The sequence below is a fragment of the Azospirillum sp. P4_B5 genome, from assembly GCF_056402275.1.
Window position 1 is genome coordinate 1 of the sequence record NZ_JBFUHT010000065.1, and the last position, 22,056, is coordinate 22,056.

The 22,056-nt window shown below is 68.1% G+C and carries 22 protein-coding genes and 1 CRISPR repeat array; of the genes, 5 read left to right on the plus strand and 17 right to left on the minus strand.

Annotated features, from left to right (window positions below):
• Positions 1–122: 122 nt before the first annotated feature.
• Positions 123–383, minus strand: coding sequence for a ribbon-helix-helix domain-containing protein (locus AC1DVI_RS29645; protein ID WP_476961013.1), 261 nt, complete (start codon positions 381–383; stop codon positions 123–125).
• Between the two features lie 231 nt (positions 384–614).
• Here AC1DVI_RS29645 and AC1DVI_RS29650 point away from each other — a divergent pair, with 231 nt between their 5' ends.
• The 4 genes from AC1DVI_RS29650 to AC1DVI_RS29665 all read left to right on the plus strand — a co-directional run bounded on the left by AC1DVI_RS29650 (position 615) and on the right by AC1DVI_RS29665 (position 3,842).
• Entirely contained in the window at positions 615–911 is a 297-nt protein-coding gene (locus AC1DVI_RS29650) for a helix-turn-helix domain-containing protein (RefSeq protein WP_476961014.1), read from the plus strand.
• Between the two features lie 300 nt (positions 912–1,211).
• Positions 1,212–1,415: a hypothetical protein gene (locus AC1DVI_RS29655; protein WP_476961015.1), complete on the plus strand. Its 204-nt coding sequence runs from the start codon at positions 1,212–1,214 to the stop codon at positions 1,413–1,415.
• Positions 1,406–1,579, plus strand: a complete 174-nt coding sequence (locus AC1DVI_RS29660) for a hypothetical protein (protein WP_476961016.1) — start codon at positions 1,406–1,408, stop codon at positions 1,577–1,579. Before AC1DVI_RS29655 ends, AC1DVI_RS29660 begins: the two co-directional genes overlap by 10 nt.
• A gap of 235 nt (positions 1,580–1,814) precedes the next feature.
• Complete coding sequence (locus tag AC1DVI_RS29665; protein WP_476961017.1) at positions 1,815–3,842, plus strand: O-linked N-acetylglucosamine transferase, SPINDLY family protein; 2,028 nt, start codon at positions 1,815–1,817, stop codon at positions 3,840–3,842.
• A 49-nt stretch (positions 3,843–3,891) separates the two neighbouring features.
• Here AC1DVI_RS29665 and AC1DVI_RS29670 read toward each other — a convergent pair whose 3' ends face one another.
• The 16 genes from AC1DVI_RS29670 to AC1DVI_RS29745 form a co-directional block, all read right to left on the minus strand.
• A complete protein-coding gene (locus AC1DVI_RS29670) occupies positions 3,892–4,749 on the minus strand; it encodes a hypothetical protein (RefSeq protein WP_476961018.1) in 858 nt (285 codons plus the stop codon).
• A gap of 27 nt (positions 4,750–4,776) precedes the next feature.
• Positions 4,777–5,757, minus strand: coding sequence for a shufflon system plasmid conjugative transfer pilus tip adhesin PilV (pilV, locus tag AC1DVI_RS29675; protein WP_476961019.1), 981 nt, complete (start codon positions 5,755–5,757; stop codon positions 4,777–4,779).
• Between the two features lie 18 nt (positions 5,758–5,775).
• Positions 5,776–6,240, minus strand: a complete 465-nt coding sequence (locus tag AC1DVI_RS29680) for a type IV pilus biogenesis protein PilM (protein ID WP_476961020.1) — start codon at positions 6,238–6,240, stop codon at positions 5,776–5,778.
• Positions 6,240–7,166, minus strand: coding sequence for a P-loop NTPase family protein (locus tag AC1DVI_RS29685; protein WP_476961021.1), 927 nt, complete (start codon positions 7,164–7,166; stop codon positions 6,240–6,242). The genes AC1DVI_RS29680 and AC1DVI_RS29685 overlap by 1 nt, the downstream gene beginning before the upstream one ends.
• On the minus strand, positions 7,166–7,687 hold the full coding sequence (locus AC1DVI_RS29690) for a type 4 pilus major pilin (RefSeq protein ID WP_114861686.1): 522 nt from the start codon (positions 7,685–7,687) through the stop codon (positions 7,166–7,168). Before AC1DVI_RS29690 ends, AC1DVI_RS29685 begins: the two co-directional genes overlap by 1 nt.
• A 48-nt stretch (positions 7,688–7,735) precedes the next feature.
• On the minus strand, positions 7,736–8,911 hold the full coding sequence (locus tag AC1DVI_RS29695; RefSeq protein ID WP_476961022.1) for a type II secretion system F family protein: 1,176 nt from the start codon (positions 8,909–8,911) through the stop codon (positions 7,736–7,738).
• Positions 8,908–10,638, minus strand: a complete 1,731-nt coding sequence (locus tag AC1DVI_RS29700) for an ATPase, T2SS/T4P/T4SS family (RefSeq protein ID WP_476961023.1) — start codon at positions 10,636–10,638, stop codon at positions 8,908–8,910. The genes AC1DVI_RS29695 and AC1DVI_RS29700 overlap by 4 nt, the downstream gene beginning before the upstream one ends.
• Positions 10,635–11,336: a hypothetical protein gene (locus tag AC1DVI_RS29705; RefSeq protein WP_476961024.1), complete on the minus strand. Its 702-nt coding sequence runs from the start codon at positions 11,334–11,336 to the stop codon at positions 10,635–10,637. The genes AC1DVI_RS29700 and AC1DVI_RS29705 overlap by 4 nt, the downstream gene beginning before the upstream one ends.
• Positions 11,323–12,615 carry a type 4b pilus protein PilO2 gene (pilO2, locus tag AC1DVI_RS29710; protein ID WP_476961025.1) on the minus strand — a complete coding sequence of 431 codons (1,293 nt, stop codon included), beginning with the start codon at positions 12,613–12,615 and terminating at the stop codon, positions 11,323–11,325. Before pilO2 ends, AC1DVI_RS29705 begins: the two co-directional genes overlap by 14 nt.
• Positions 12,612–14,369, minus strand: a complete 1,758-nt coding sequence (locus AC1DVI_RS29715; RefSeq protein ID WP_476961026.1) for a secretin N-terminal domain-containing protein — start codon at positions 14,367–14,369, stop codon at positions 12,612–12,614. The genes pilO2 and AC1DVI_RS29715 overlap by 4 nt, the downstream gene beginning before the upstream one ends.
• A gap of 1 nt (position 14,370) precedes the next feature.
• Complete coding sequence (locus AC1DVI_RS29720) at positions 14,371–15,408, minus strand: TcpQ domain-containing protein (RefSeq protein WP_476961027.1); 1,038 nt, start codon at positions 15,406–15,408, stop codon at positions 14,371–14,373.
• A 110-nt stretch (positions 15,409–15,518) separates the two neighbouring features.
• Positions 15,519–15,998: a hypothetical protein gene (locus AC1DVI_RS29725; RefSeq protein ID WP_476961028.1), complete on the minus strand. Its 480-nt coding sequence runs from the start codon at positions 15,996–15,998 to the stop codon at positions 15,519–15,521.
• A gap of 646 nt (positions 15,999–16,644) precedes the next feature.
• The gene (locus AC1DVI_RS29730) at positions 16,645–17,415 is read right to left on the minus strand and encodes a nucleotidyl transferase AbiEii/AbiGii toxin family protein (RefSeq protein WP_476961029.1); all 771 of its coding nucleotides are present in this window, start codon (positions 17,413–17,415) and stop codon (positions 16,645–16,647) included.
• Positions 17,384–17,845 (minus strand): hypothetical protein, encoded by a 462-nt coding sequence (locus AC1DVI_RS29735; RefSeq protein ID WP_476961030.1) that lies wholly within the window; start codon positions 17,843–17,845, stop codon positions 17,384–17,386. Before AC1DVI_RS29735 ends, AC1DVI_RS29730 begins: the two co-directional genes overlap by 32 nt.
• A gap of 435 nt (positions 17,846–18,280) precedes the next feature.
• Positions 18,281–19,711: a CRISPR direct-repeat array (repeat unit 29 nt; unit sequence GGTTCCCCCGCAGGTGCGGGGATAGACCC).
• Between the two features lie 166 nt (positions 19,712–19,877).
• Positions 19,878–20,309 (minus strand): hypothetical protein, encoded by a 432-nt coding sequence (locus AC1DVI_RS29740; RefSeq protein ID WP_476961031.1) that lies wholly within the window; start codon positions 20,307–20,309, stop codon positions 19,878–19,880.
• A 260-nt stretch (positions 20,310–20,569) separates the two neighbouring features.
• Entirely contained in the window at positions 20,570–21,220 is a 651-nt protein-coding gene (locus AC1DVI_RS29745; protein WP_476961032.1) for a hypothetical protein, read from the minus strand.
• A 261-nt stretch (positions 21,221–21,481) separates the two neighbouring features.
• Between AC1DVI_RS29745 and AC1DVI_RS29750 the strand changes: the two genes are divergently transcribed.
• Positions 21,482–22,056: dioxygenase family protein (locus AC1DVI_RS29750; RefSeq protein WP_476961033.1), on the plus strand; the 575-nt coding region annotated here is incomplete at its 3' end.

A 22,056-nucleotide genomic window follows, 5' to 3' on the forward strand; every position in this document is an offset into this window, starting at 1 on the left:
CGGTTCTCGCTTCGGATCCCGCCTCAGCAATCGCTGTTCAGGCCAGAAAAGCGTGTCGTTCTGGCGTCATCAACCGAAACGGCGACCCACTACATATAGATGGGCGGCTTCACGCAACTTCATTACCTTTGCATTCCCGGTAGTGACGAAACCCAGACCCTAAGCGCAGAAGAGAAGTTAAATTTCCCTTTCTCGCTCTCGGCATTGAGAACACTTCGGCACTCCCGTTCAATGGAAATCAGCAATCGTCTTATTGGCCATTCCGACAGATGCGCTATGTCCTCAAGTTCCTGCCAATATATGCGTTCGAGCGATATTGTGGTTCTCCCTCGGGTCAGCCTCACCTGACGAGACACCCTCTCGAAGTCTTGGTGCGACACCACAAGAAAGCTCCATTCTTTCTTGGTCGTTCAACCGATTCGGTCAACTTTGCCCAGAGTCGTGGCGGAGCGATCTCCCAAGTGCGCGCCTGACTTGGAAGCAGGAACGCAGAACGCGGAATGCCCAAAAATCAATGCATTTTCCATCATGGAACTCAAAGAAGCCATTTTGCTTGTTATGCTTTTCATTTCGACTACCATATAAGTCGCGATTTAGCAAGCAGGAATTCCAAAATGGAAAACAGCGTTGCCAGAATCCGGTCCACGAGGCATGCTCAGCGGACCATGAGAGGACCGCAGGTCAGAGCCGCCCGAGAGTTGCTCGGCAAGAGTCAGGACGAAGTGTGCAAGGAGTGCAAAATCTCCAGGCCCACTTTGCGCGACATCGAAAACGAAACGGGCGACCCGAAGCGTTCAAGCCTGGACAAGGTGCGAATCTTCTTCGAGAAACACCGCATTCGTTTCTCCGATGAAATCGGCGTGATTGGCTTGCCGCCACCACCATCAACGCCGACTTCTCCAGACACATAGAAACAAGAGAGCTGATGCTAGATCGGATCTACCTGATCCAACCACACTGTACTGCAACAAAAAAATTAGAACGGCAACGTGAAAAAGGCGGTGAATATTCTTGAAGAAGCAGTTTCCCTACATCAATAGGGAAGGCTTGACCGGGCGCGCAAGCTGTATCAACAACATTTGAAAGCCGCCCCGCGGGACTTTGACGGACGCTATCTTCTGTCAATGCTCGAATGCCAAGCGGGTCGGTGCCAACTAGCGGTCAAGCCGCTTGCGCAGCTCATTCAGGAACAACCCCATCGCCTTGACGTCTTGTACACTCTCGGTCGCGCTCATCACGAGCTGGGCGCGCAAAGCCTCGAAGCCCTGCGCCAGCTCCGCGCCGACTATGTGGAGGTCGCGGCCGTCATCGAGGAGGCGACGTTGCTGAACGCGGTCGAGACGCTGACGGATGACCATTTGCTTGCCGCCGCCGGGTACGCCGACGCGGATCTGGCCGAGGTCGGGTGCAGGTGATCCAGGGTGCCGCCAAGGGCTTTCTCGCGTGCTGCTTCGGGACCGCTGACCGAGAGGAAATCGCCGCGCGTCTGGCAAGGATCGTTGAGGGCCAGGAGTTGCCGCCCGAACGGCTGTGGAAATGGGCGCAGGAGGAGGCAAGGGCCAAGCGCAAGCGGCGCTGACGCTCACTGCCAGTAGCGGGAGGGCGTGCCCTCCCGCTCCGTGCAATCGGCGCCGCGCTCTGCCGCCCCCGGCTGCGCCCCGCGTCGCTGGCGCCACCGGCGCCACCGCTCCGCCCCGCGCGCCGGGGAAGCGCCGGCAGTGGTCGGGCACCCTCCAGACAACATGGTGTCACCCGCTCCCGCTTGCTATTGAACTCAGGTGCCACCTGCACCGTACAGAAGGACCGCACCGCTCATGACCAGACCGCTGATGGACCTTGCCAAGGCGCTGTCCTATGCCCTGCACCTTCACCGGAGTGGCAACTTGGCGGGGGCTGAACAAGTTTACCGTGACCTCCGCAAGGCAGCGCCGGATCATCCCGAAGTCACTTATAACTTCGCCGTCTTGCTCGGGCAGACCGGCAGGCCGACGGAAGCGGTGTCGGTGCTGCGCCGACTGGTGCGTCAGCACCCTGGCTATGCGGCGGCACATGCCACGCTGGGGGTCTTCCTGCGGGACCTCGGGCAGAGGGGCGACGCGGTGGCGTCTCTGGAGAAGGCACGCGGCTTGCGCCCGACCCACGCGCCGACGTTGGTAAACCTTGGCAACGCCTACGTGTCGGTTGGCCAGGAGGACGCCGCCACGGCGACGTACCATGCCGCCCTCGCCCTTGACCCCACCTTGCCGCAGCCCCGCCGCGCTCTGGCCGACCTGTATCTTGCCGCAAAGGACCCTTCTGCTGCCCGCCGGGTGATGCGGGCGCAACTCGCGTGCTGGCCAGAGGACGCCGGTGCGTGGCGGCTCCTTGGAATGGTTCACGCCAGCGAACACGACCGGGCCGGAGCACTCGCCGCCTACGAGCGCGCACGGCGCCTCGATCCGCACGCTGAGGCGACGAGCCACGCGGTACGGCGCATCCTGATTCCGATGGTGCCGGATAGCGTGGAGGACGCGCGGGCCGCCGAGACGGCCTATGAGCGGATACTGAGTGACCTCGCCGCGCACTACGCCGTCGCGCCGCCGGAGGCCCTGGCCGCCGCCGCCATCGAGGCCGCCAGTCCGGAAACCTTCCTGCTCGCCTACAGCACCAGCGACGTAACGGGCGTACTGACCCAGCACGGCGACATGATGGCCCGGTTGTGCGAGGCGCGGTACGGCCAGATGGTGCCGCGGATCGGGCGACGGATGCGGCGGGATGGCCGGTTGCGCGTTGCAATCGTCTCGCAGCACATCCGCCACCGCCATCCGATTTGGAAGGGCCTGATACGGGGCTGGGTGGCTGGTCTCGACCGCAAACGCTTCAGCGTGATCGGCATCCACACCGGCGACGGCGACGACGCCGATGTGCGTACGGCGCGGAGCGCCTTCGACGCGGTGATTGGTCGACAGGCGACCATGGAGGATTATATCCGCGCCATCGCGAAGCAGACACCGGATGTGCTGATCTACCCCGACGGCCCGCTGGGCACGATCGGGCACCAGCTCTCCGCGCTCCGCCTCGCTCCGGTGCAATGTGCAACTTGGGGGCATCCGGCAACCACCGGCTTGCCGACCGTAGATGCTTTCCTAAGCGCCGACGCTATGGAGCCTGCCGATGGACAGACGCACTACCGGGAGCGCTTGCTGCGCGTGGCGAACCTCGGCACTGCCTACGCGCCGGATACGGAGGGAGTGCCGGCGCATGACCGGTCCTGGTTTGGCGAGGAGCCGGACGTGGCATTGTTCGCCTGCATCGGCTCCCTTTATAAGTACCGGCCCGAACACGACGATCTGTTTCCGCGCATCGCTGACCAAGCCGGGCCGTGCCGGTTCATTTTCTTTGACGACTTCGTGCCCGCTTTAACCCGGCGGTTCCAGGCGCGGCTTGCAGCGGCCTTTGCCGCTCATGGGATGGACTGGACACGGTTTTGCCGCTTCCTGCCGCGTACCACGCCGACGGAGTTCTACAAGATCCTCGGCGCGTTCGACGTGTATCTGGACGCGCCCGGCTTCTCGGGGTTCAACACGGCGATGGAGGCGCTGTCCTACAACGTGCCGGTCGTCACGCATGCCGGCCACTTCCTGCGCGGACGGCTGGCCGCCGGCATCCTGAGTCACATTGGCATGGCCGACCTTGTGGCGGCCGATCTTGACGGTTACGTGGCGACCGCCGCGTCACTGGCGCGGGATCGTGCTCTGCGGGGAGAGGTTGCGGCTCGGGTGTCGGCGGCGAAGGCTGCGGCATGGCACGACAGCGCCGCCGTCGCTTCTTTGCAAGATCATCTATTGATGCTGACGACTTAGAATTTCGAGGCACTGCCCGCGGGGAAAATCTCGCGGGCAGTGCCTCTGGTTACCAATAATGCAAATCGGCAGCACCATTACCATTATTTGGGCCAGTGTAGCAGGTCCCAGAATTTGTTGTCGTCACCGCCATAATGCCCCCAGCGCTATTCACCCAAGCGCAGTAGGTGACATACAGATTGTAGCTGTCACCAGTCGAAGAATAGAAAGATTGGGCATAAAGCCGTGCTGGTGCGCCGTTCGGCATGACTCCTGTAGAGGACGTTCGGCGTAGCTGGTAACCATTCCACGAGACGAATTCGCCAGTGTAGTAGCTCGTTCCGCCCGCGCTGCTGGCGTAGCCCGCGTTGTTCGAATAGTTGGCTGTGCCGGCGCTACCTGCGTATCCTGAACTATCGGCGTACCCGGCGCTGCTCGCCCGGTCGGCGTTCGTGGCGCTGCTCGCCCGATCGGCGTTTGTTGCGACACCAACCCGGAGATTGGAAGCCCAGTCGTAGCCGCCAGTGTAATTGTTGTAGAGCTGATCGGCGCGCCCAGCTCCCGTAGCCCATCCGCTGGACCCTGCATAGGTCGCGTTATCCGCATAGCCGGCATGGTCTGCAAGCCAAGAAGATTCGGCACGGTTGGCGGTGTTAGCCGACACGGCGCTCGCCACGGCACCGTTGATTTTTGAGCCATCGATGTATCCGGTGATGCGGGCCCCGTCGATGGTCGCGTTGCTGTCCAGCAGCAACGCTCGGGCGGAGATGTCGGACGTGTCCGCCCGTGCCGCGCTGGAGGCGCGCAGCGGCGCCGAGCCGACGGGGGGCGGGCGGATGGACGTGCTGTCCGGCCCCGCCATGGCAGGGGCACTCGATACGGACCCGAGGAGAGCGGCGGCGAGAAGAGCGGCGGTCGATCGTTTCATGATTGTCTCCCTTTCTCAGTGGAATGGTCAGGTCTGCTGGCATTTGCGCACGACCATGGCGAGGCCGTGCGGTCCGCTGCCGGCCGACTCTGTGCCGGTGCCGGCTGCGTTGGTGGTCCAGATCGGCACATGGACGATCCAGGTTGAACTGTCGGCCGGGTTGTCCTCAGCCCAGGGCTGCACGCCGACCAGAGGATGGCCGGTCCCGTTGCCGGAAAAGACGCCGCTGGCCATCCAGAGTCTCGGAACCCCATGGACGCAGGACGGCTTGGCCAGGACCGCGCCATCCTGAACGAGATCGATCTCGGAGAGCGCGGTCGACAGCCACTGGCCGTTGGACAGCCGGATGTCCATGACATCCTCGATGGTGTTGCCGCCCATGTATTGGTTCGTCCGCATGGTGTTCGGCTCGGTGCCGAACTCGGGCATCGGAAGGCGCGACATGTAGGGCGACAGGACGGCCCCATCGTCGAAGAAGACGACGCTGACCAGGGAGCCGGGCGCGATGGCGCATCCGGCCACGCCGCCGAAGGCCGACGACGGCACCGTCCAGCCGCCGACGGCGCCGCGGATCGTCGCCGGGTCCGTGCTCGACACCAGCCCGGCGTGCTTGCCGGCCAGCGGCGCCAGACGGAACAGGACCTCCTCGGGCATGGCCGCGCCGCAGGTCGCCACGGCGGCCTGAAGCTGGTTGCCTGAGAGCCGGCGGACGAGCACGCGGTGGGTCTGACCGAAGTAGTTTCCGTCGGTGAAGGCCGGATCGAGCTTGCCGGTGGCCTGGAGCATCGCCGGCGTGATCTGGGCGACGGTTCCGCCGGCGGTGGCCGACAGCACCGCCCCGTAGTAGGTCCGGATGTATTCGACGGCGGAATCGGTCACCAGCGACGCCATGGACGCGGCGGAGTTCTCGAACGGCTGGTCGACGGCCCGGCGCAAGGCCGGCGCGGCCCCGATGAAGGCGGCGATGCTCAGCAGCGTGACGACGACAAAGGCGAACAGGTCCTTCATTCCAACGCCTCCATGCCGTCAGGGCGACGCAAGGGTGATGACGACGGGGGTGACGACGACGGGCGCGCCGTCGGGGACGGCGCAGGGAAGGGTCGCGCGGCTCTCGCTCCCGGCCAGCACCCGGCCGGAGCCGGCGACGCCGGCCGCCGGCCAGCCCTGAAGCCGCGCCCTCATCGCCCTCCCGACCTCGGCGGCCGGAGCTCCCACCGTTTCGGTCGCCCAGGTCGCCACCCGCATCGCCGCCACGCAGGACGCGACCCCGTCGAAAAGTCTCCCGTTCGTCGGGCTCAGGGGCACGGCGCCGGTCGCCGAGGGATTCGCCGTCACCCAGCGCTCGGCGGCGCGGTGGGCGCTCAGGGTGGTCTCGGCGACCGCCGCGGCGCGCCCGCGGTCGGCGACCCGGTCGGACGGCCGCGGATCGGTGGCGACCTTGAGGGCGACGAGGGTCGCCGTCGTGACCGCGAACACGATGGCCCAGTTCATCAGGCGGCCCTCAACGGTCGGATCAGATTGCCGAGCTGGCCCAGGTTGCCCGCCCGGATGTGGCTGCGGCCGGTGTCGCCGTGCCCCTGCCCGAGCACCAGATGCTCCGTGACGACGAGGCGGCTGCGCCGGACGCCGCTCTCGACCCGGACGTGGAAGGCGGCGGCCAGTCCCGAGGCGAGCTGCTCGTAGGCGCGGGAGTCCACGCGCGCGGCCGCCGCGGAAAAGGCGATCAGCCCGGGGATGAGGCCCGCGCCATGGGCCGTCGACAGGCACACCGGGCCGGACAGCGACGCCTGGACCACCGCGAGAATGGCCGGATCGAGACGGGGCTCGCCGAAATAGAAGTAGCGGGCGCGGCTGCGGCGGGCGGCGACGACGGCGTCCCCGTACTGTTCGGCGGCGATGTTCACCGAGATGCAGCATCCGCTGCCGACCGGGCCGTCCAGGTCATGCTCGGGCGGATCGGCCCAGGCGAAGGCGATGCCTCCGTGCCGGACCAGCCACCGCTTGAGGAGGGTCGCGGCCAGGGTGCTCTTGCCGGCGTTCATGTCGCCGAGCACGAGCACGAGTCCGCGCCGTGCGGGGCCGCCCAGCTCCTCCAGCATGCGACAGACGGCCTCGGGGAGCCCGAGATCCTCGAGGCGGTCGGTGACCGAGGGCGTGCGGACCAGGACGAGGGCCGCCCCCTGCGCCGTGTCGTACCGCTCGACGCGCCAGAGACCGACGCGGTCGTCGGCGACCCGTCCGCCGCCCGGGCCGGGGCAGACCCGCATCGCCTCGCGCACGAGCGCGTCGAGCGGAGCCCCACCGTCCTCGACCGGCGCGCAGGCGCCGCCGCTCATGGTGGCGTGCGCGCTGCGGATCGCCCCGGCGGCGTCGACCAGGACATGCAGATGGGCCAGTCCGGGGAGGGCGAGATCCATCAGCCGCCCACGAAGCGGATGGCGTTGTTGCCGCTGGAGCAGACGTTGGCCGCCGTGTTCGGGCTGATCGGGAAGGCGTTGACCGTCGCGGCGCCGAGGCCGGACACGGAGGTGGCGACGCCGGCACCGGTGTAGCCCGAACCGGGAGGAAAGCCGGTCAGCGTCGCGATGCAGCCGTCCTGCGGGATGGTGTCGGCGTCCCAGTGGAAGTTGCGGCCCGCTCCGGAAATCGCGTAGGTCCCGCCGAACGGGTTGCCGAGCGCGCTCGAGGAGGCGTCCATGGCCTCGTCCGGCAGGACGCGCCAGGCGATGACGTTGGCGGCGGTGTAGGCGCCGGTTCCGAAGCGCGCGATGCCCATGTTGGCGAAGCGTGCCACCAGCGTGCTGCGGCCGGTGGTGAGCTGCTCGATCATGGTGTTGGCCCGCGACCCGGCGGCCAGCGACGCGTAGATCTTCGGGCCGAAGAAGGCGCCCGCCACCGAGAGGATGACCACGATGATGAACGCTAACAGGTCTTTCATGACGCTCTGCCTTCTTGTTTGACGTGACTCGTGACGGTGCAGCCGCGGCTACAGGGGGCCGAGACCCGGAACCGCGCTCTTGTAGAGGTCCCAGCTCGCCCACAGCAGCCAGCCGACCAGGCAGCCGATGAGGCTCGCGCCGGCGTAGGTCGCGATGCCGGCGGCGGCCAGCATGCGGTCGGACAGATCCTGCTGCTGGTCGGCCGCCAGGGCCGCCAGACCGTCCTGGGGCCGGTTGCCGCTCATGTAGACGCGCATGGCGCGGATCGTCCGGTCGTCCGGCCAGCCGAAGCCGGTCCGCGCCAGAGCGGCGCCGAGGCGCGCGTCGTCCTGCACCAGCAGCGCGTCGAGCCGCTCGGCGACGTAAGGCGAGGCGTTGACGCGCAGCAGCTGCAGAGCCTCCGGGATCTTCCGTTCGGCGCCGATCAGGAGGGCCATCGCCTCCAGCCACGACGCACCCGTCCATTGCCGGTGCAGCGCCCATGGCAACGCCGGGATGCGGTCGAGGACGATGCGTACGCGCCCGGTCAGGTTGTCGAGGGACCACCAGACCGCGGCGATGAACAGGACGGCCCCGCCGCAGGTGAGCAGCCCCCAGTCCCGGATGAAGTCGGCCGCCTCCTTCAGGGACGCGGCTTCGCCGCGCAGCTGCATGTTGGGCAACGCCTTGAAGAGGTCCGGGAGCAGCGAGACGCTGGCCGCGTAGAGGGCGCCGGCGATCACCAGCAGCATGAAGGCGACCGGCAGCAGCGCGTTGCGGATCTTCGTCCGCGCCTCGTTGAGCCGCCGGATCGACAGGGCGAGCTTGCGCAGGGCGTCGCCCGTCATGCCCGCCTCGCCGATGGCGCCGATCATCTGGGCCTCGCGGCTCGGCACCATCTCGGCCAGCACCTCGTACCAGTCCTGGCCGGACTGGCGCATGGCGTGCAGCCAGTACGGGATGAGGATGCCCAGCGCCGACAGCTTCGTGGCGCCGATCCTGACCAGGTCGCCATCCTCCTCGCCGCCGGTCTCGATGGCGTAGAGCGTGGCGAGCGCCTCGGGCAGGCGGACCTCGCGGTCCAGGTAGACCGCCACCTCGCGGTAGAGATCGGCGCGGGCCTGGGCGCCGAAGCGGAACACGGCGTAGCGGAGGAGCCACGGCCGGTCCTTCGTCAGGCCGCCCAGCCGGGTCAGCTCCTCCAGCGCGTCCCCGTAGGCCCCGTCCTCATAGGTCATGCTCATGCCGCGATCCTCGCGCTGCCGGCCGTCACCGCGTCACGCGCCCGTAGGTCGAAGCCGATCTGCTCGGCGGACCCGCCGAACTCCGCGCATTCGTCGGCGCCGATGACGCCTTCGAGAAGCAGGCCGTGGGCGACGAGCCGCATGCTCGTCCCGCCGCCGGCGATCCAGCGCCGGCGCGCCTCGTCCATGTCGTCGCGCAGAACCGCCATCAGGTCTGGCGTGGGCCGCACGCATTCGGCGACGAGCTGGCGGCGCACGAGCCCCGGCATCGGCACCCGCAGATCGGGGTGGCAGCATTCGGGGCAGGGCTCTTTGCCGACGACTCCCAAACCCCGCACCAGGATGTTCTCGACGGGAATGCCCACCGCGCGGTAGCCGTCGAGCAGGGCGGCGCGGCGCTCGTCGCGCCGGGCGACGTCGGTCAGCCGTTCCGCACAGGTCCGGCACAGGCAGGGAATCAGCCGCTGGCCGGTCCAGCCGGCGTGACGGTGGGCCGCGTAGGCGGTCTCCCGCGGGATGCCGAGTTCGACGTAGCGCGACGGGATCTCCAGCACCTGGTCGCAATGGAGCGTGGTGGCCACCAGCTTGCCGAAATTGGCGGTCTCGTAGGCTTTCTGCGCCTGCCAGGGCGTGCGGCACTCGCCGAGGCGCACGGCGTGGGGCGCCACGCGCAGGGCGGTTTCGAAGGCGACGTCGAGCGGATCGCGCCCGTCGGGCGCCCGCGACGGAACGGGGAAATGAAGGATGCGGGGATCGAGCCCTTCGGGCGGGTCGTCGCAGGAGACGATGGTGAGCCGGTTGTTCCGGCTGTCGCTGAGGTCGCAGAGCCAGAAATGCAGCGTGGTGGATTTCCCATGCTCGGTCGGCGCGCAGATCGTCTTAAGCCCGCTCGCCCGTTGCTGCATGGTGTAGAGATGGCGAAGCACATGCCCGGGGAGGCCCAGCGACGTCAGGGTCTGCCCGACGCCCGGAATGACCGCGTAGCACAGGCGGATGTTGAGATGCCGCCCGTCGCCGAGCGGCGCGAACTGCATGCGCAGCGCCAGGACGTTGGCGGGCAGCAGCCGGCGGTTGGTCACCGACGACTTCTGGGCCTCGGCCGGCTTCTCGCAGGAGTCGCTGTGGTCGGCGAGATAGAAGGCCGTGGTCATCAGCGCCTCGGCCTCGCGGGCGTGCAGCTCGTCGATCACGTCGGTCAGATAGCCGTGCACCTGGAAGCGCACTTCGGCGCGGTCGCCCCGCCAGGTCATCTGGATGTCGCTGGCGCCCGCCGCCGCCGCCTGCTCGATGTGGTGCAGCAGCCTCTGGCGGGCGCCGGTCGCGTCGGGCAGGCGTTGAGTCGCGGATTCCCCGTAGGCCTGGAACAGACGCGGAAGGTCGACCGCTTCGGGAGGGCGGACCGGCACGTCGAGGCGCTCGTGCGCCTGCTTCTGGGTTTCGAGAATGCGCGCCGAGTGCAGGTGCGGACGGTGCACCAGGAAGGTGCCGTCGGAGTACAGGGCGCAGGCTTGGCGGACGTCGTCGGGGACGTCGAGCCCGCCGCCGGGTATGGTCAGAAGCCGCGGGCCGCGCTCGTCGCCATGCCGGGTTCCGGTCGCGGTGGCGGCGGGCGATGCGATCGGCCCTTCGTGGAGCCGGACGATTCCGTCGGCGCCATCCACCGCGGGCGAGCGGGAGCCGCGGACCGGAAGGCGGAAGAGGCGATGACCGAGATCCCTGAGCGTCATCCGCGCACCCACGGAAGCTGGACGCGGCGGCCGGCGGGGTCGAGGACCTCGACCTTGCGGCCAGCCGCATCGATGGCGACCACACGAGATCCGTCGGGCAGAACGGACGGGGTGCGGGACAGCGACGCGCCGTCGACCGTGATCGTGCGTCCTCCGCCGACCACCAGGGTCGCGCGGGCCTTGCCTTCGACGACGGCGATGCGGATCACGCCGGCGGGTGGGCCGTCGGTCTGGGCCGCGGCGGCCTGCTGGCCGCCCCCGGCCTGCCCGGCACCGGCCCGCTGCACGCAGAGGTCGGGTGGGCCGAAGCCGGTGGTGCACAGATCCGCCTTGGCTTTGGCAAGCCGGTGAAGCTGCTGGATCATGGTCCGGTCGCGCTCGATGCGGGCGAGCTCCCGCGAGAGTTCCGGGTCCGGATCGCCCTGGTCCTGGCGCAGCGCCAGGGACGGCGGCGACGCCATGTCCGGCAACTCCGTCGGCGGCCCCATGACGAAGCCGGGCGACACCCCATCCGTCGCTCCGCCGGGAGCGACCGGAAGTGCGGTTGCCGGCAGAGCGGGCGCCGGCGCCGCCACCGCGGCGGAGGACGTCCGGAAATGGCGCGACGGGTCCCCGTCCAGAAACCCCGCGGCCGGAACGCCGATGGCGACCGCGGCCATGGCGGCCCACAGCCAAGTCTTGCCTTTACTCGTCGACATGGAGCACCCCCTGAATAGTCCACTGCCCGCTCGACGGGGTGTAGACCGCGCTGGTCATCTCGCCGGCCAGGAGCGGATGAAGAACCGAAAGCAGGTACGACGGCGTCACCGCGGCGCTGACCGTCCATTTCAGGCGCACCGCGGGCGCCGGTCCGGCCGAAGCGGGCTGCGCGGATGCAGCGCCGGGGAGCGGCGCGGCGATGCCGTCGAGGCTCGCCGTGCCGCCGACCCGCTCCAGGGCGTCGCGCAGGTAAGCCGCGTAGTCCGCCCGCGCGCCGAGACGCGTGCCGGCCGGCCAGCTCGAGGGTGGCGGGGCGGCGTAAGGGCGCTGGACGGCCGCGGTTCCGGCCATGGCATCGATGGCGACGTCCGGCACCGCGGCGCGGAGAAGCCAGACCGGCCCTTCCATGCGCAGGCCGATCGTGGCGAGGCCCGGATCGCACCGGTACTCGGACACCGGCCAGCCCGGCAGGAGCCGCAGCCGGCCGTCGCGGACGTAGGCATCGAGGCAGGCGCCGAAGCCCGCCGCGGCCGGTGTCCAGCTCAGGGACACCGAAGGCGTGGACGGCTGGGTCGCCAACCGTGGCAGCGAGACGACGGCCGGTGTCCGGACGGTCGCCCACCAGAGCGCACCGCCGGCGGCGAGCAACACGGCCAGCCCGGCCGCGGCGGGCAGCCGGCCGATTCCGGATTCGACGGACTGGAGCTGCCCCGCCTTGCTCAGCGCCCGGGCCTGCTGGAGCAGACGCTCCAGCGGCACCGGCTTGGCTTCGGCCAGTCCCCACTCCACCGGCACGTAAAGGTGCCGCCAGCTCGTCGAGGCGGTGACGGTCTCGACGTGATCGCGCGCCGCGGTCTCGTCGCCGAAGACGCGATCGCCGTCGGGCAGGATGCCGGACGGTCCGACCACGATGACGATGAAACGGCGATCCTGCAGGCGCCAGGCGCCGACCCAGGTGCCGTGAATCGAGTCGGCGAGCACGGCCGCGAGGCTCCAGGCGCTCCGCGCCGCGGCACCCGGCGGAAGGGGAACCGTGGGGACGCCGTACTGCCGGGCGCGCTCGCGCAGCACCATGCGCTTGGCACCCGCGCGCCGCGCCCCGGCCGTCGCGGCGCTTTTCAGCCGCACGGCCATGTCGAGGTGCGAGCGCCAGGCGAGGCCGGCGATGTACAGCCGGCCGTCGATTTCGATCACGCAGGCCGGGGCGGGATCGGCCCTCCGGCCGGACCCGGCCGCATCGGCGTCGGCGACCACCGGCAGCAGGGCGTCGGCCGTCATGGACGCAGGCCCTCGGGCATGTCCGGCAACGCCCATTTGCCGGTCCCGTCGTCGGCGCGCAGACCATCGGCAAGCTCCACCGGCGTGATCAGGACGATCACCTGACGGCGTTCGACGCCGCCGGAAATGCCGCCGCCGAGCAGCAGGTTGTAGGGGTTGCCGGTGCCGCGGGCGTCGCTGGTGGTGCGGTTCGACGCGAAGGAGCTGACGACGAGCGTGGCGCCCGACGGCAGGGCGATCTCGTTGCTCGCCTCCGACGCCGAGCCGCGCTCCAGCTGCACGGTGACGCCGCCCGTCTCGAAGGGCTCGAAGATGCTGGGATCGCTCAGCGAAATCCCGTACTGCAGCAGGATCTTGCCGTCTTCCTGGATGCGCGGCAGGAAGGTCGCGATGAAGCCGGTTTCGCGCGTGACGGTCCGGATGTCCGTCTCGGCTCCGCCGCCGGAAGTCACCGCCGACCCGGCCGAGCGGACGTAGTCGTTGCGCAGCACCACGCGCTTGGTCGCCAGCCGGTTGTTCGAGGTGGTGACCGACTCGCCGGAGTCGACGACGGCCCTCTGCGTCCCGGTGAGAGCCTGAACGGCGAGGGAGGAGCCGCGGAAGTTGCTGCCGGCGCTGTCGATGATGCCGATCGTGGCGGACCCGGTGCCCGTCGCCAGCCCCGACGGCGGCCCCGTGAAGCGCAGGTTCAGGTCGGCCTGGCGGAACAGAAGGTTGAGGTCGAGGCCGTAGGCGTCGCTGTCCTCGAGGCGGACCGACAGCACCTGGACGGTGATGGCGACGGTCCGCGACAGCCGCCGGTTCGTTTCGGCGATGAAGCGGGAGACCGAGCGCATGGCGCCCGGGGTCGCCGTCACCGTCACCGTGCCGGTGGACGGCGAGGTGGCGATCCGGGAGTCGGTGCCGGCGACGGTGGAGAGCGTCTCGCGAAGCTCATCCCAGAACTTGAGCTGCACCGAGCTGGTCGCCTCCTGGGAGAGGCCGGTGCTGGCGCTGCTGCCCGTGTCGCCCCCGGCCTGCCGGTTCTCGCCGCCACCGCCACCGCCGGAGCCGCCGCTCGACACGGTGTAGGTGTTGGTGGTCGGCAGCGCGGCGATCTGGAAGCTGCGCGTGACGTAGCGGAACAGCTCGACGGCACCGCCCCGGTATTCCCATTCCATGCCGAAGCGGCCGGCCAGCGTGCTCAGAGCCCGCGAGAAGGGGCCCGCCGGAAAGTCGAAGACCATGGTCGGCTGACCGGAGCGCAGCGACGCTCCGGCTCCGGCGGCCGGTGCGGTTGCGACGCCCCCCAACCCCGGCAGCAGATTGGCGTTGGAGTTGGCGATCAGGGCAGCGATCTCCGCGTTCGGCCCCGGGTTCCCCGACGGCGTGCCGGCCGCCCCCGGAGCCGGCGTCAGAGCGGCGTCGCGGACCCGGACCGGCACGCCGGTTTCCGCGGTGAAGGCGGCGGCCAGCTCGTGGACCGTCATCCCGACCTGGCTTGAGAAGCCGAAGCCGGTGGGGCCTTCCAGACGCGCGGGCAGGGGATCGCCGTGGACGGAGGGGGTGAAGATGCTCCCGCCATAGGCGCCCCGGCTTTCCCGCAGGGGGTCCGCGGCGGCCGCCCGGGCCGGCCGTTGGGCCACCGCGGTCAGAGCCGCCGCGTCCTGGGCCTGGGCGGTGGCGGTGCGCTTGGCGTCCAGCGCCGTGCATCCGCCGAGCGCCGCCGCGGCGGCGAGGAGGCACCCGCCGAGGCGGGCAGCGTGAAAAGGCATGTCAGCCACCGGTGTCGTCGGTTGCGGGGGAGATGACGAGGGTGCGGTTGTCCGGGAAGGCCTCCCCGACCGGGCGGACCGGCGCCCGCTGGAAGGCGCGCAAAGCCGCGCGAACGGCGTCGCGCATTTCCTCGTCGGTGAACCGCGCGTCGACCTCCCATTCGTAGAAGCCGTGGATCTTCCACACGAGGCTCCAGCACGCCTTGGCCGCCCAGCGGCGCAAGGTCGTCTCGAGATGCTCTCCCTGGCGTGCCCACCAGTCGCGGTCGTCGGACGGCACGCAGTCGGCCGGGGGCGTGAGGGAGATGGGGGCCGCGGCGGCCATCGCGGCGGGCGGTGCCAGCCGGACTTTTCTGTCGAGCGCCGCCACCTGCATCGACAGCTGGTCGACGCGCGAGCCGATGGCGTTGGCCGCGGCGAGCACGCTGTCGACCTGGGTCGCCTGGGCCGGTGTGCCGATCCGGCGGCCGAGGCCGTCGGCGGTCTCCGCGATGCGGTCGAGGTCCGGGCGCGTGTCGGGGATGGCGGCCAACTGGCCGGAGACGCCGGCGAGGGCCTCCTCGACCCCCGCGACGGACAGGCCGAGACCGGCCATGGACGCCGACAGGGTTCCACCGACCCGCCGAACGTCGCTGCCCACGGCGTCGACGGCGGCGCCGACCCCCGCGACCTCGGCGCTGGTGGAGGACCAGCGGTCGTAAGTGAAGGCCGCCGCGGCGACTGCGAAACAGGGGATGGCGATCAGCGCCGCCGCCGCGGCGAAGCGGTGGCGGCGGCGCGTCGCCGTTGCCGTCTCGCGCTGCTGCGCCCGGGAGCGCCGTTTGCGTTCGGCGTCGAGACGGCGCCGCCGATCCACGGGATGTTCACTGACAAACAGGACCGGATCGGCCGCCGGCGAAGCGGCCCGGCGGGCCACCGCCGATCCGATGGGGCGGATCGGCGCCGCCGGGGGGGCATCGATGATCTCCAGCGGTTCTACGTCGATGACGAAAGGACGCCCGGGCTCCGTCACCTCCACACCGCGCTTCTTCGCGTCCACGAACGCCTCGCATTAAAGTGGTGTCGAGGGTCAGTGTGCCGAGGCGGTGGAGCGGGGTTCGAGCACTCGCGAAAAGATCGTCCGCTTTTTTTTAAATCTTGTGGTCGCCGTCAGCGGGCGGCAACGGTGTCCGCCTCACCGGAGGCCATGCGGCCGAGCAGATGCTCGCGCATGCGCGGCGCCCGCCAGCGTTTGGCCGCCGCGTCGGCGATCTCTTCCGCGGTGAGAACGCCGCCGTCGACGATCTGACCGAGGAACGCCTCGCGGAGAGCCGGCGCATCGCCGCCGGCGAGGTCGCAGATCGCCGCGAAGTCCTCGCGATCGGCGGGCGTCGTGCCGATGATCCACACGAGGGCCTTGGCCTGGAGATCGGCCCTGCCCCACTCCAACCCCCTGCCCTTGTTGCGCGCCTGGTTCCGGGGGATTCGGCCGAACGCGTCCTGGACGGCGAGGTCGAGGATGCGCATGGCGAGATGGATCGTGCTGTCGAGGGCCGGCGAGGCGACCGTGTTCTTCGCTGCTCCGGCCATCGGGCCGATGGCGGCGGTGGTTGCCCCGTCACACGGGGAATGCTGGGCGGCGAGGGTCATGTCGGCGGGCCTTCGCGACGGTCATACAGTTGGAATGGACCCGTCCGACTCAGGAGGAGACGTCCAGGCTTGCCCTCTCAGGCTGCGCAAATTATCGGGCAAACTGTGTCGGAAGAGAACCGTGGCGACGGACGCGTGTCAGGCCTCAGGGGTTAAGGATTGGTTTCTCGGTTGCAAAAACCAAGCACTTGCGCAAACTGAGCGAGCGGATCGAGACAAGGGTTGCGACGTCGCAACGTGCCCGACTTTCCGCCGATAGGCCGGATTTTTGCCGAGTTCCGTTCGATTGTTGCCGAACCCGCGTCATGATGTGTCTCATGTCATGACATGACGTTTCCGACCGCAGATGTGCGGCAATTTGCCGCACTCTCTTCGTAGTGCTCACGCGACGGAACGACCCCGCCTCCACGCGTCCCAATGAGAGATCACAGCATATCATAGTATGCTATGATACCGAAGTGCGACTTTCCTTGGAGCAATGCTTCCGGACGTCCTCATGCCGCGGAACGGCGGCGGCTCTCAGGACGTCCGATCCCGTCCTGACGCTCTGCGCGGTCCAGCAACGCCTTTACCGAAGCAAACGGCCGACTGCGCGGCTGCCCTGGAATTGGAAGGCAGCTCGCATACTCGGGAGTTGGCACACCCGTCACGGGGTATTGCTGGGGTCGCCGTTGTCTTCGGCCAGCATGGTGGCGGCGATCCGCTGCTCGTAGCGGTCGAGGTGGACCAGCAGAGCGGCTTTGACGGCGGCGAAATCCTTCGGTCCATCGGCAACCAGGGCCTTTAAGCCAGGGTCGTACAAAGGCAGGTTTTTGAGGAGGAGCCGCGAGCGCAGGGTCTCGTACGAGCAGTGGCGGGCTTCTTTTCGCGCCTCTTCCAGGATTTCATCGACGCTCCGACCGCGTTCCAGGAACGCCCAGATGTCGTACAGGTCGCGCGAGGTCTTGCGCCGCATGATCACTTGGCTCTTGAGTTCGAAGATACCCTCCGGCGGCATGATCCTGACTTGGCGGTAACGCAAGTGATCCCTCGTATAGGGAGGGTGCCGCTTAGGGTGATACTCGGCGAAAAACGTCAGTTTGACACCTATGCCGCCACCAAACCGGCACAGCCAATCCTGCTGGGTATCCGCGAGGTCTTCGCCGTCGTTTTCGGCGTACAGGCGTGCCATCTCATTGCCGACGTCCTCGATCTCCCACCCATCGGTCTCAAGGCGCTCGAGTATCCGATCGCAGATCGGCCGCGGCAGTCGCGTGCGCGGAATCGCGAAGTCGAGATCTTCGCTGCGACGATGACCCCAGGACAGGGCAAGAGCGGTCCCGCCGATCAGGACAAAATCGCTGATCTCATCGTAAGTCGAGATGGTATCGAGGAGGCGCTTGGTTTCAGGTGGCAACGAGTCGATGCGCAGCGTCATGAAATCCTCGCTCGATGTTGTCCAGCCGGTGGCGCCAATCGGAAGCCATTGGGGCCGGTATGTCGTGTCTTTCCTCGAGTGTATACAAGACGCGACGCACACGACGCACACCGTACGACTTGCAAAGCCGAACCACATCGCGAAATGTCGGCCTCGCAAGCGTGACCGCAATGCGCTTGTCAGGATCGAATTCTGCCCCGGGATTGCTCCAGGCCCTGTCGAAAGCAAGGCGGGCATCCTCGTTGGGCAGCACCCGGTAAAGCCCGCGATCGACCGGCTCGAGCTGCTGTGCTTCCACAAGTTTCCGTAAGGCGCGACTGACCGTTGAACTCGAACCATACCGCCCCACGAGCGATCCCGAGGCGACCACCTTGTCATTGCTGCGTCGTAGGTCGTGCATGATCCGGGTCGGCAAGGTCCCATTCTTCATGGCAGCCTCTCAAATTGACAACTGCAGCGAAAAAGTAAGCATTATCAGTTATATCGTGTCCAGGCCTGGACTGTCCAGATCTCACTCGTGGAAGCCTGTCGTGAATCGGTCTGTGCTCGCGGCCGAGAGGACGATCCTGCTCGGCTGCACCATGGCGCTCTGCATGCGGAAGGGTGCTCAGGACGCCGTGCAACGCACCGGGTTTCCTGAAGGCCCCGTTTCTCGAGAGAATGGCATGACGCGCTGTGCCTGGGCGCTGTCATGATGAGCTGTCCGATAAGATCGCCGATGGCGGTCTTGGCCTTGCGTGTTTTGGCGCTCCGCCTGAAGATGTCGTCACGCACGACGCCTTCCTTCTCGTCCGACACCCACTGCGGCGGCGATGACGACTGGTTCTTTGACAATGTGAACAGAGTCAGTATCTTACTTGGCAGAGGTTCCCCCGCAGGTGCGGGGATAGACCCCGGAAGGCGGAGAAGGAAGGCCGCCGGATGCGGGTTCCCCCGCAGGTGCGGGGATAGACCCCCTTCTACGACGCGCTGCTGGAAGAGTGCATCGGTTCCCCCGCAGGTGCGGGGATAGACCCTACGACAAGGAAACGAAGAACTATCAGGGTACGGTTCCCCCGCAGGTGCGGGGATAGACCCCGTGCAGCAGGAGGCGTTCAAGGCGACCGCCGGGTTCCCCCGCAGGTGCGGGGATAGACCCGTAATCGTGGTCGGCAAGTCCGGTTCGGGCAAGGTTCCCCCGCAGGTGCGGGGATAGACCCCAATGACAATTGGAAGGCCGAGGCGCCCACCAGGTTCCCCCGCAGGTGCGGGGATAGACCCGGCGCCATGCTGCGCAAGAAGCCCGACGCCGTGGTTCCCCCGCAGGTGCGGGGATAGACCCCTCAAGAGGGGTCGCGAGGTCCGGTAGGTCTGGGTTCCCCCGCAGGTGCGGGGATTGACCCTCGGCGGCTTCAATCCAATTAAGCGGCTATCCGGTTCCCCCGCAGGTGCGGGGATAGACCCCGACGATTGGTGGGAGTACCCCGAGGCCCGGAGGTTCCCCCGCAGGTGCGGGGATAGACCCACCAGACCGGCTTTCTCCAGCGCCCGGACGATGGTTCCCCCGCACCTGCGGGGATAGACCCCGACCGCGCGCGGCGGCCAACCGGACCTGGATGGTTCCCCCGCACCTGCGGGGATAGACCCTGCCTGATGATCATGCTGGTGGTCTGGAGTTGGGTTCCCCCGCACCTGCGGGGATAGACCCTACCTGGGCAGCATGGAGGTGGTCAGCACGCTGGTTCCCCCGCACCTGCGGGGATAGACCCTGGACACCAGGGACAGAAGCTAGGGGGCCTAAGGTTCCCCCGCACCTGCGGGGATAGACCCGCCTCCATGGCGGCGCAACACCTCCTCACCGGGGTTCCCCCGCACCTGCGGGGATAGACCCCAGTCCAGGTATGAGCCAATGTCCGTGGCGTCGGATCCCCCGCACCTGCGGGGATAGACCTTCTCCGGATAAGCCTCAATGACGGGTTGGTCGGGTTCCCCCGCACCTGCGGGGATAGACCTCTGGACCAAGACCGGCTGCCTATACTTCCACGGTTCCCCCGCACCTGCGGGGATAGACCCGACGAAGGTTGACGGTTTCGCCCCGCATGGGGGGTTCCCCCGCACCTGCGGGGATAGACCCCACACACACGCCTTCCCATTCCTCAGCGCTTCGGTTCCCCCGCACCTGCGGGGATAGACCCTTCTTCCGCGCGTCAAGGCGGTCGCGAATGGCGGTTCCCCCGCACCTGCGGGGATAGACCCTTGCTCCGCGATATGGGGAAAGACTTCGACCCGGTTCCCCTGTACCTGCGGGGATAGCCCCACCCCGGCCCTCTGGGAGGGTTCCCCCGCTCCCCTCAACACCGAAGCCGCCTAAGAAGGTGGTGGGGTTTGACCTGCTCCCCAAACTTGCTCTGCCAGAAAACGGGTCCTTTCGTACGATGCCCTGAAGGGGCCTGATCGACACGCAGCGATGTGATCTCGCGTGTCTACCGCACGCAGTTGCCGACGATCTGGTAACAGAGGGTCGCGTCGCGGTTCTGGTTGTAGCGGACCTCGACGATGCGGTCCTCACGAAGCACGACCGTGGCCTCGCACCGGTAGGTCCGAACATAGGTCGTTACATCGGGCTCCCAGAGGAGCGGTCCCCGCGGTCCCAGCCATGGATTGGGCTCCCAATCGACATCGCGGTCGATGAGCGTCTGTTGCCGGGTGTAGACCATGAACTCGGCGTCGCCGGCGGCGGTCATGCGCTCCGGTACGCCGGCGCACGCCATGAGATCCCCCTTGCTCATGCCGACCATGGCCGTTGGGGCGCGCAACGCCAGCTCCGCCTGCGGGTTGGCGCAAGACCCCGTCAGGACGGCAACGGCCGCCACGAATCCGCAACGCCGTACCGTCATCGTCCACCCTTCGGCCATGGCCATGGCTGCTCCTGATGGTTGGATGTGTGGATCCACGCCCTGAACAGGAAACAACGGACCGGGCGCGATAGATGTGCGCAACAAGCATCGCTGACCGGAGCCGTTCGCTCGCGCGTTGTCCGCACCGTGTGGTCAGGGCGCCTCGGTATTCGCCCACAGCCATTTCCCCATCCCATGTTCAGCTGCTTTGTCCCGGCGACAGGGTTCGAAGGAAGGCACGAGTTGGCGCGGCAAGCCGTCATCGGCGAAGGATGGCGCTACTCCCAGACGTCCGGAGTGTCCCGGCCGATCTCCCGGAAGCGCTTCTTCGACCGGCCGCCGCGAGGACGCGGTGCGGCCCGCGCGCCGGCGGGATCGGCCGCCACCCGGCCCCAATGCTCCCGGACGGCCGAATAGCGGGGGGAGAGCGCCGCCAACGCCGCGTCCAGGGCGCCGTAACGCCACAGCCGATCATCGGCCTGCCGCACCGCCAGGGGATTGGGCGCCATGATCCCATCGCGGTCCAGCCGGAGCAGCCGCTGCACCGCCTCGGCTTCGCGGCCGGCGCCGAGCTCGTCGGCGAGAACCGCCAGGGCCAACGCCGGGGACAGGCTTCGCCCGTGTTCACACTGGATGGCCAGCGTGGCGTCGGGCTGGCCGGCGCGGATCGCCCGCGCGAAATCGATCACGATAGCGATCTGCTCGTCCGTTGGCCCGCGTTGCGCCCCCAGCCGCGGCACGCCGATGTCGTCGGAGCGTAGGACCAGCATGGCGCCCACGTCGCCCAGGACAGCCTGCGCCATTGCGGCATCGAGGGTTTCGAACGATCCGCGATCGGCCTGCATCCGCACCGAGATCACGGCATCGGCGCCTTCCGCGGCCCCGTCCTCGATTTCGGCGCGCGACCACACGAACACCTTCATCGCCATATTTCGCTCCACTCCGCACGCGCCCGCGGTTCCCATTCTCCAGCTGTCGGCCGACCCCTTCGAGAACCTGAAGGAGGCAGCACACCAGGAAAGCGACGATACGGCACTTGCCGAATGTTCTCAATGCGTTCGCATTCCCGCCCATCGCCGCTGGAATCCGCCTTGGATCCCCTCTCACCGGCAGCGCGTCCGCGCCCCATATGACGTGGGCAGGATTGCCCGCCGCCGGCGTGCATCCGGAACGCAGAACGGGAGGCGGCCATGCCGGAACACCGCAGCGTCAACCGTCGCACCCTGATGGCGGGCATGGCCACGCTGAGCACCACAGTCCTGCTCTCCAGACCGGCCCGCGCCACGACCCTCGTCCCGACGCCCGGCCAGACGGAAGGCCCGTTCTACCCGACCAGCCTGCCCGCGGACGTCGACCACGACCTCGTCCGGGTTCACGGGGCCGCCGCCCAGGCACTGGGCACCGTTGCCCACATCGGAGGACGGATCCTCGACCGCGCCGGGCGGCCGGTCTCCGGCGCGGTGGTCGAAATCTGGCAGTGCGACGCCCAGGGGATCTACCGGCATCCGCGCGCACCCGGTCACGACCGGTTCGACGGAAACTTCCAGGGCTACGGGCGGGCGGCGGTGGCCTCGGACGGAGGCTATCGGTTCCGGACGATCAAGCCGGTGCCCTATCCCGGCCGCACGCCGCACATCCATTACGCGGTGATCGTGCCCGGCACCGGGCGGTTCGTGACGCAGATGTACGTCGCGGGAGAACCGCTGAACGCCCGCGACGGCCTGCTGAACGCCATCCGCGACCCGCAGGCGCGCCGCAGCGTGAT

What these genes read in the sequence shown, in the direction of transcription:
- AC1DVI_RS29650 (WP_476961014.1), top strand. Translation starts at nt 615, where the DNA reads ATGGAAAACAGCGTTGCCAGAATCCGGTCCACGAGGCATGCTCAGCGG.
- AC1DVI_RS29665 (WP_476961017.1), top strand. Translation starts at nt 1,815, where the DNA reads ATGACCAGACCGCTGATGGACCTTGCCAAGGCGCTGTCCTATGCCCTG.
- AC1DVI_RS29670 (WP_476961018.1), bottom strand. Translation starts at nt 4,749, where the DNA reads ATGAAACGATCGACCGCCGCTCTTCTCGCCGCCGCTCTCCTCGGGTCC.
- pilV (WP_476961019.1), bottom strand. Translation starts at nt 5,757, where the DNA reads ATGAAGGACCTGTTCGCCTTTGTCGTCGTCACGCTGCTGAGCATCGCC.
- AC1DVI_RS29680 (WP_476961020.1), bottom strand. Translation starts at nt 6,240, where the DNA reads ATGAACTGGGCCATCGTGTTCGCGGTCACGACGGCGACCCTCGTCGCC.
- AC1DVI_RS29685 (WP_476961021.1), bottom strand. Translation starts at nt 7,166, where the DNA reads ATGGATCTCGCCCTCCCCGGACTGGCCCATCTGCATGTCCTGGTCGAC.
- AC1DVI_RS29690 (WP_114861686.1), bottom strand. Translation starts at nt 7,687, where the DNA reads ATGAAAGACCTGTTAGCGTTCATCATCGTGGTCATCCTCTCGGTGGCG.
- AC1DVI_RS29695 (WP_476961022.1), bottom strand. Translation starts at nt 8,911, where the DNA reads ATGAGCATGACCTATGAGGACGGGGCCTACGGGGACGCGCTGGAGGAG.
- AC1DVI_RS29700 (WP_476961023.1), bottom strand. Translation starts at nt 10,638, where the DNA reads ATGACGCTCAGGGATCTCGGTCATCGCCTCTTCCGCCTTCCGGTCCGC.
- AC1DVI_RS29705 (WP_476961024.1), bottom strand. Translation starts at nt 11,336, where the DNA reads ATGTCGACGAGTAAAGGCAAGACTTGGCTGTGGGCCGCCATGGCCGCG.
- pilO2 (WP_476961025.1), bottom strand. Translation starts at nt 12,615, where the DNA reads ATGACGGCCGACGCCCTGCTGCCGGTGGTCGCCGACGCCGATGCGGCC.
- AC1DVI_RS29715 (WP_476961026.1), bottom strand. Translation starts at nt 14,369, where the DNA reads ATGCCTTTTCACGCTGCCCGCCTCGGCGGGTGCCTCCTCGCCGCCGCG.
- AC1DVI_RS29725 (WP_476961028.1), bottom strand. Translation starts at nt 15,998, where the DNA reads ATGACCCTCGCCGCCCAGCATTCCCCGTGTGACGGGGCAACCACCGCC.
- AC1DVI_RS29730 (WP_476961029.1), bottom strand. Translation starts at nt 17,415, where the DNA reads ATGACGCTGCGCATCGACTCGTTGCCACCTGAAACCAAGCGCCTCCTC.
- AC1DVI_RS29735 (WP_476961030.1), bottom strand. Translation starts at nt 17,845, where the DNA reads ATGAAGAATGGGACCTTGCCGACCCGGATCATGCACGACCTACGACGC.
- AC1DVI_RS29740 (WP_476961031.1), bottom strand. Translation starts at nt 20,309, where the DNA reads ATGGCCGAAGGGTGGACGATGACGGTACGGCGTTGCGGATTCGTGGCG.
- AC1DVI_RS29745 (WP_476961032.1), bottom strand. Translation starts at nt 21,220, where the DNA reads ATGGCGATGAAGGTGTTCGTGTGGTCGCGCGCCGAAATCGAGGACGGG.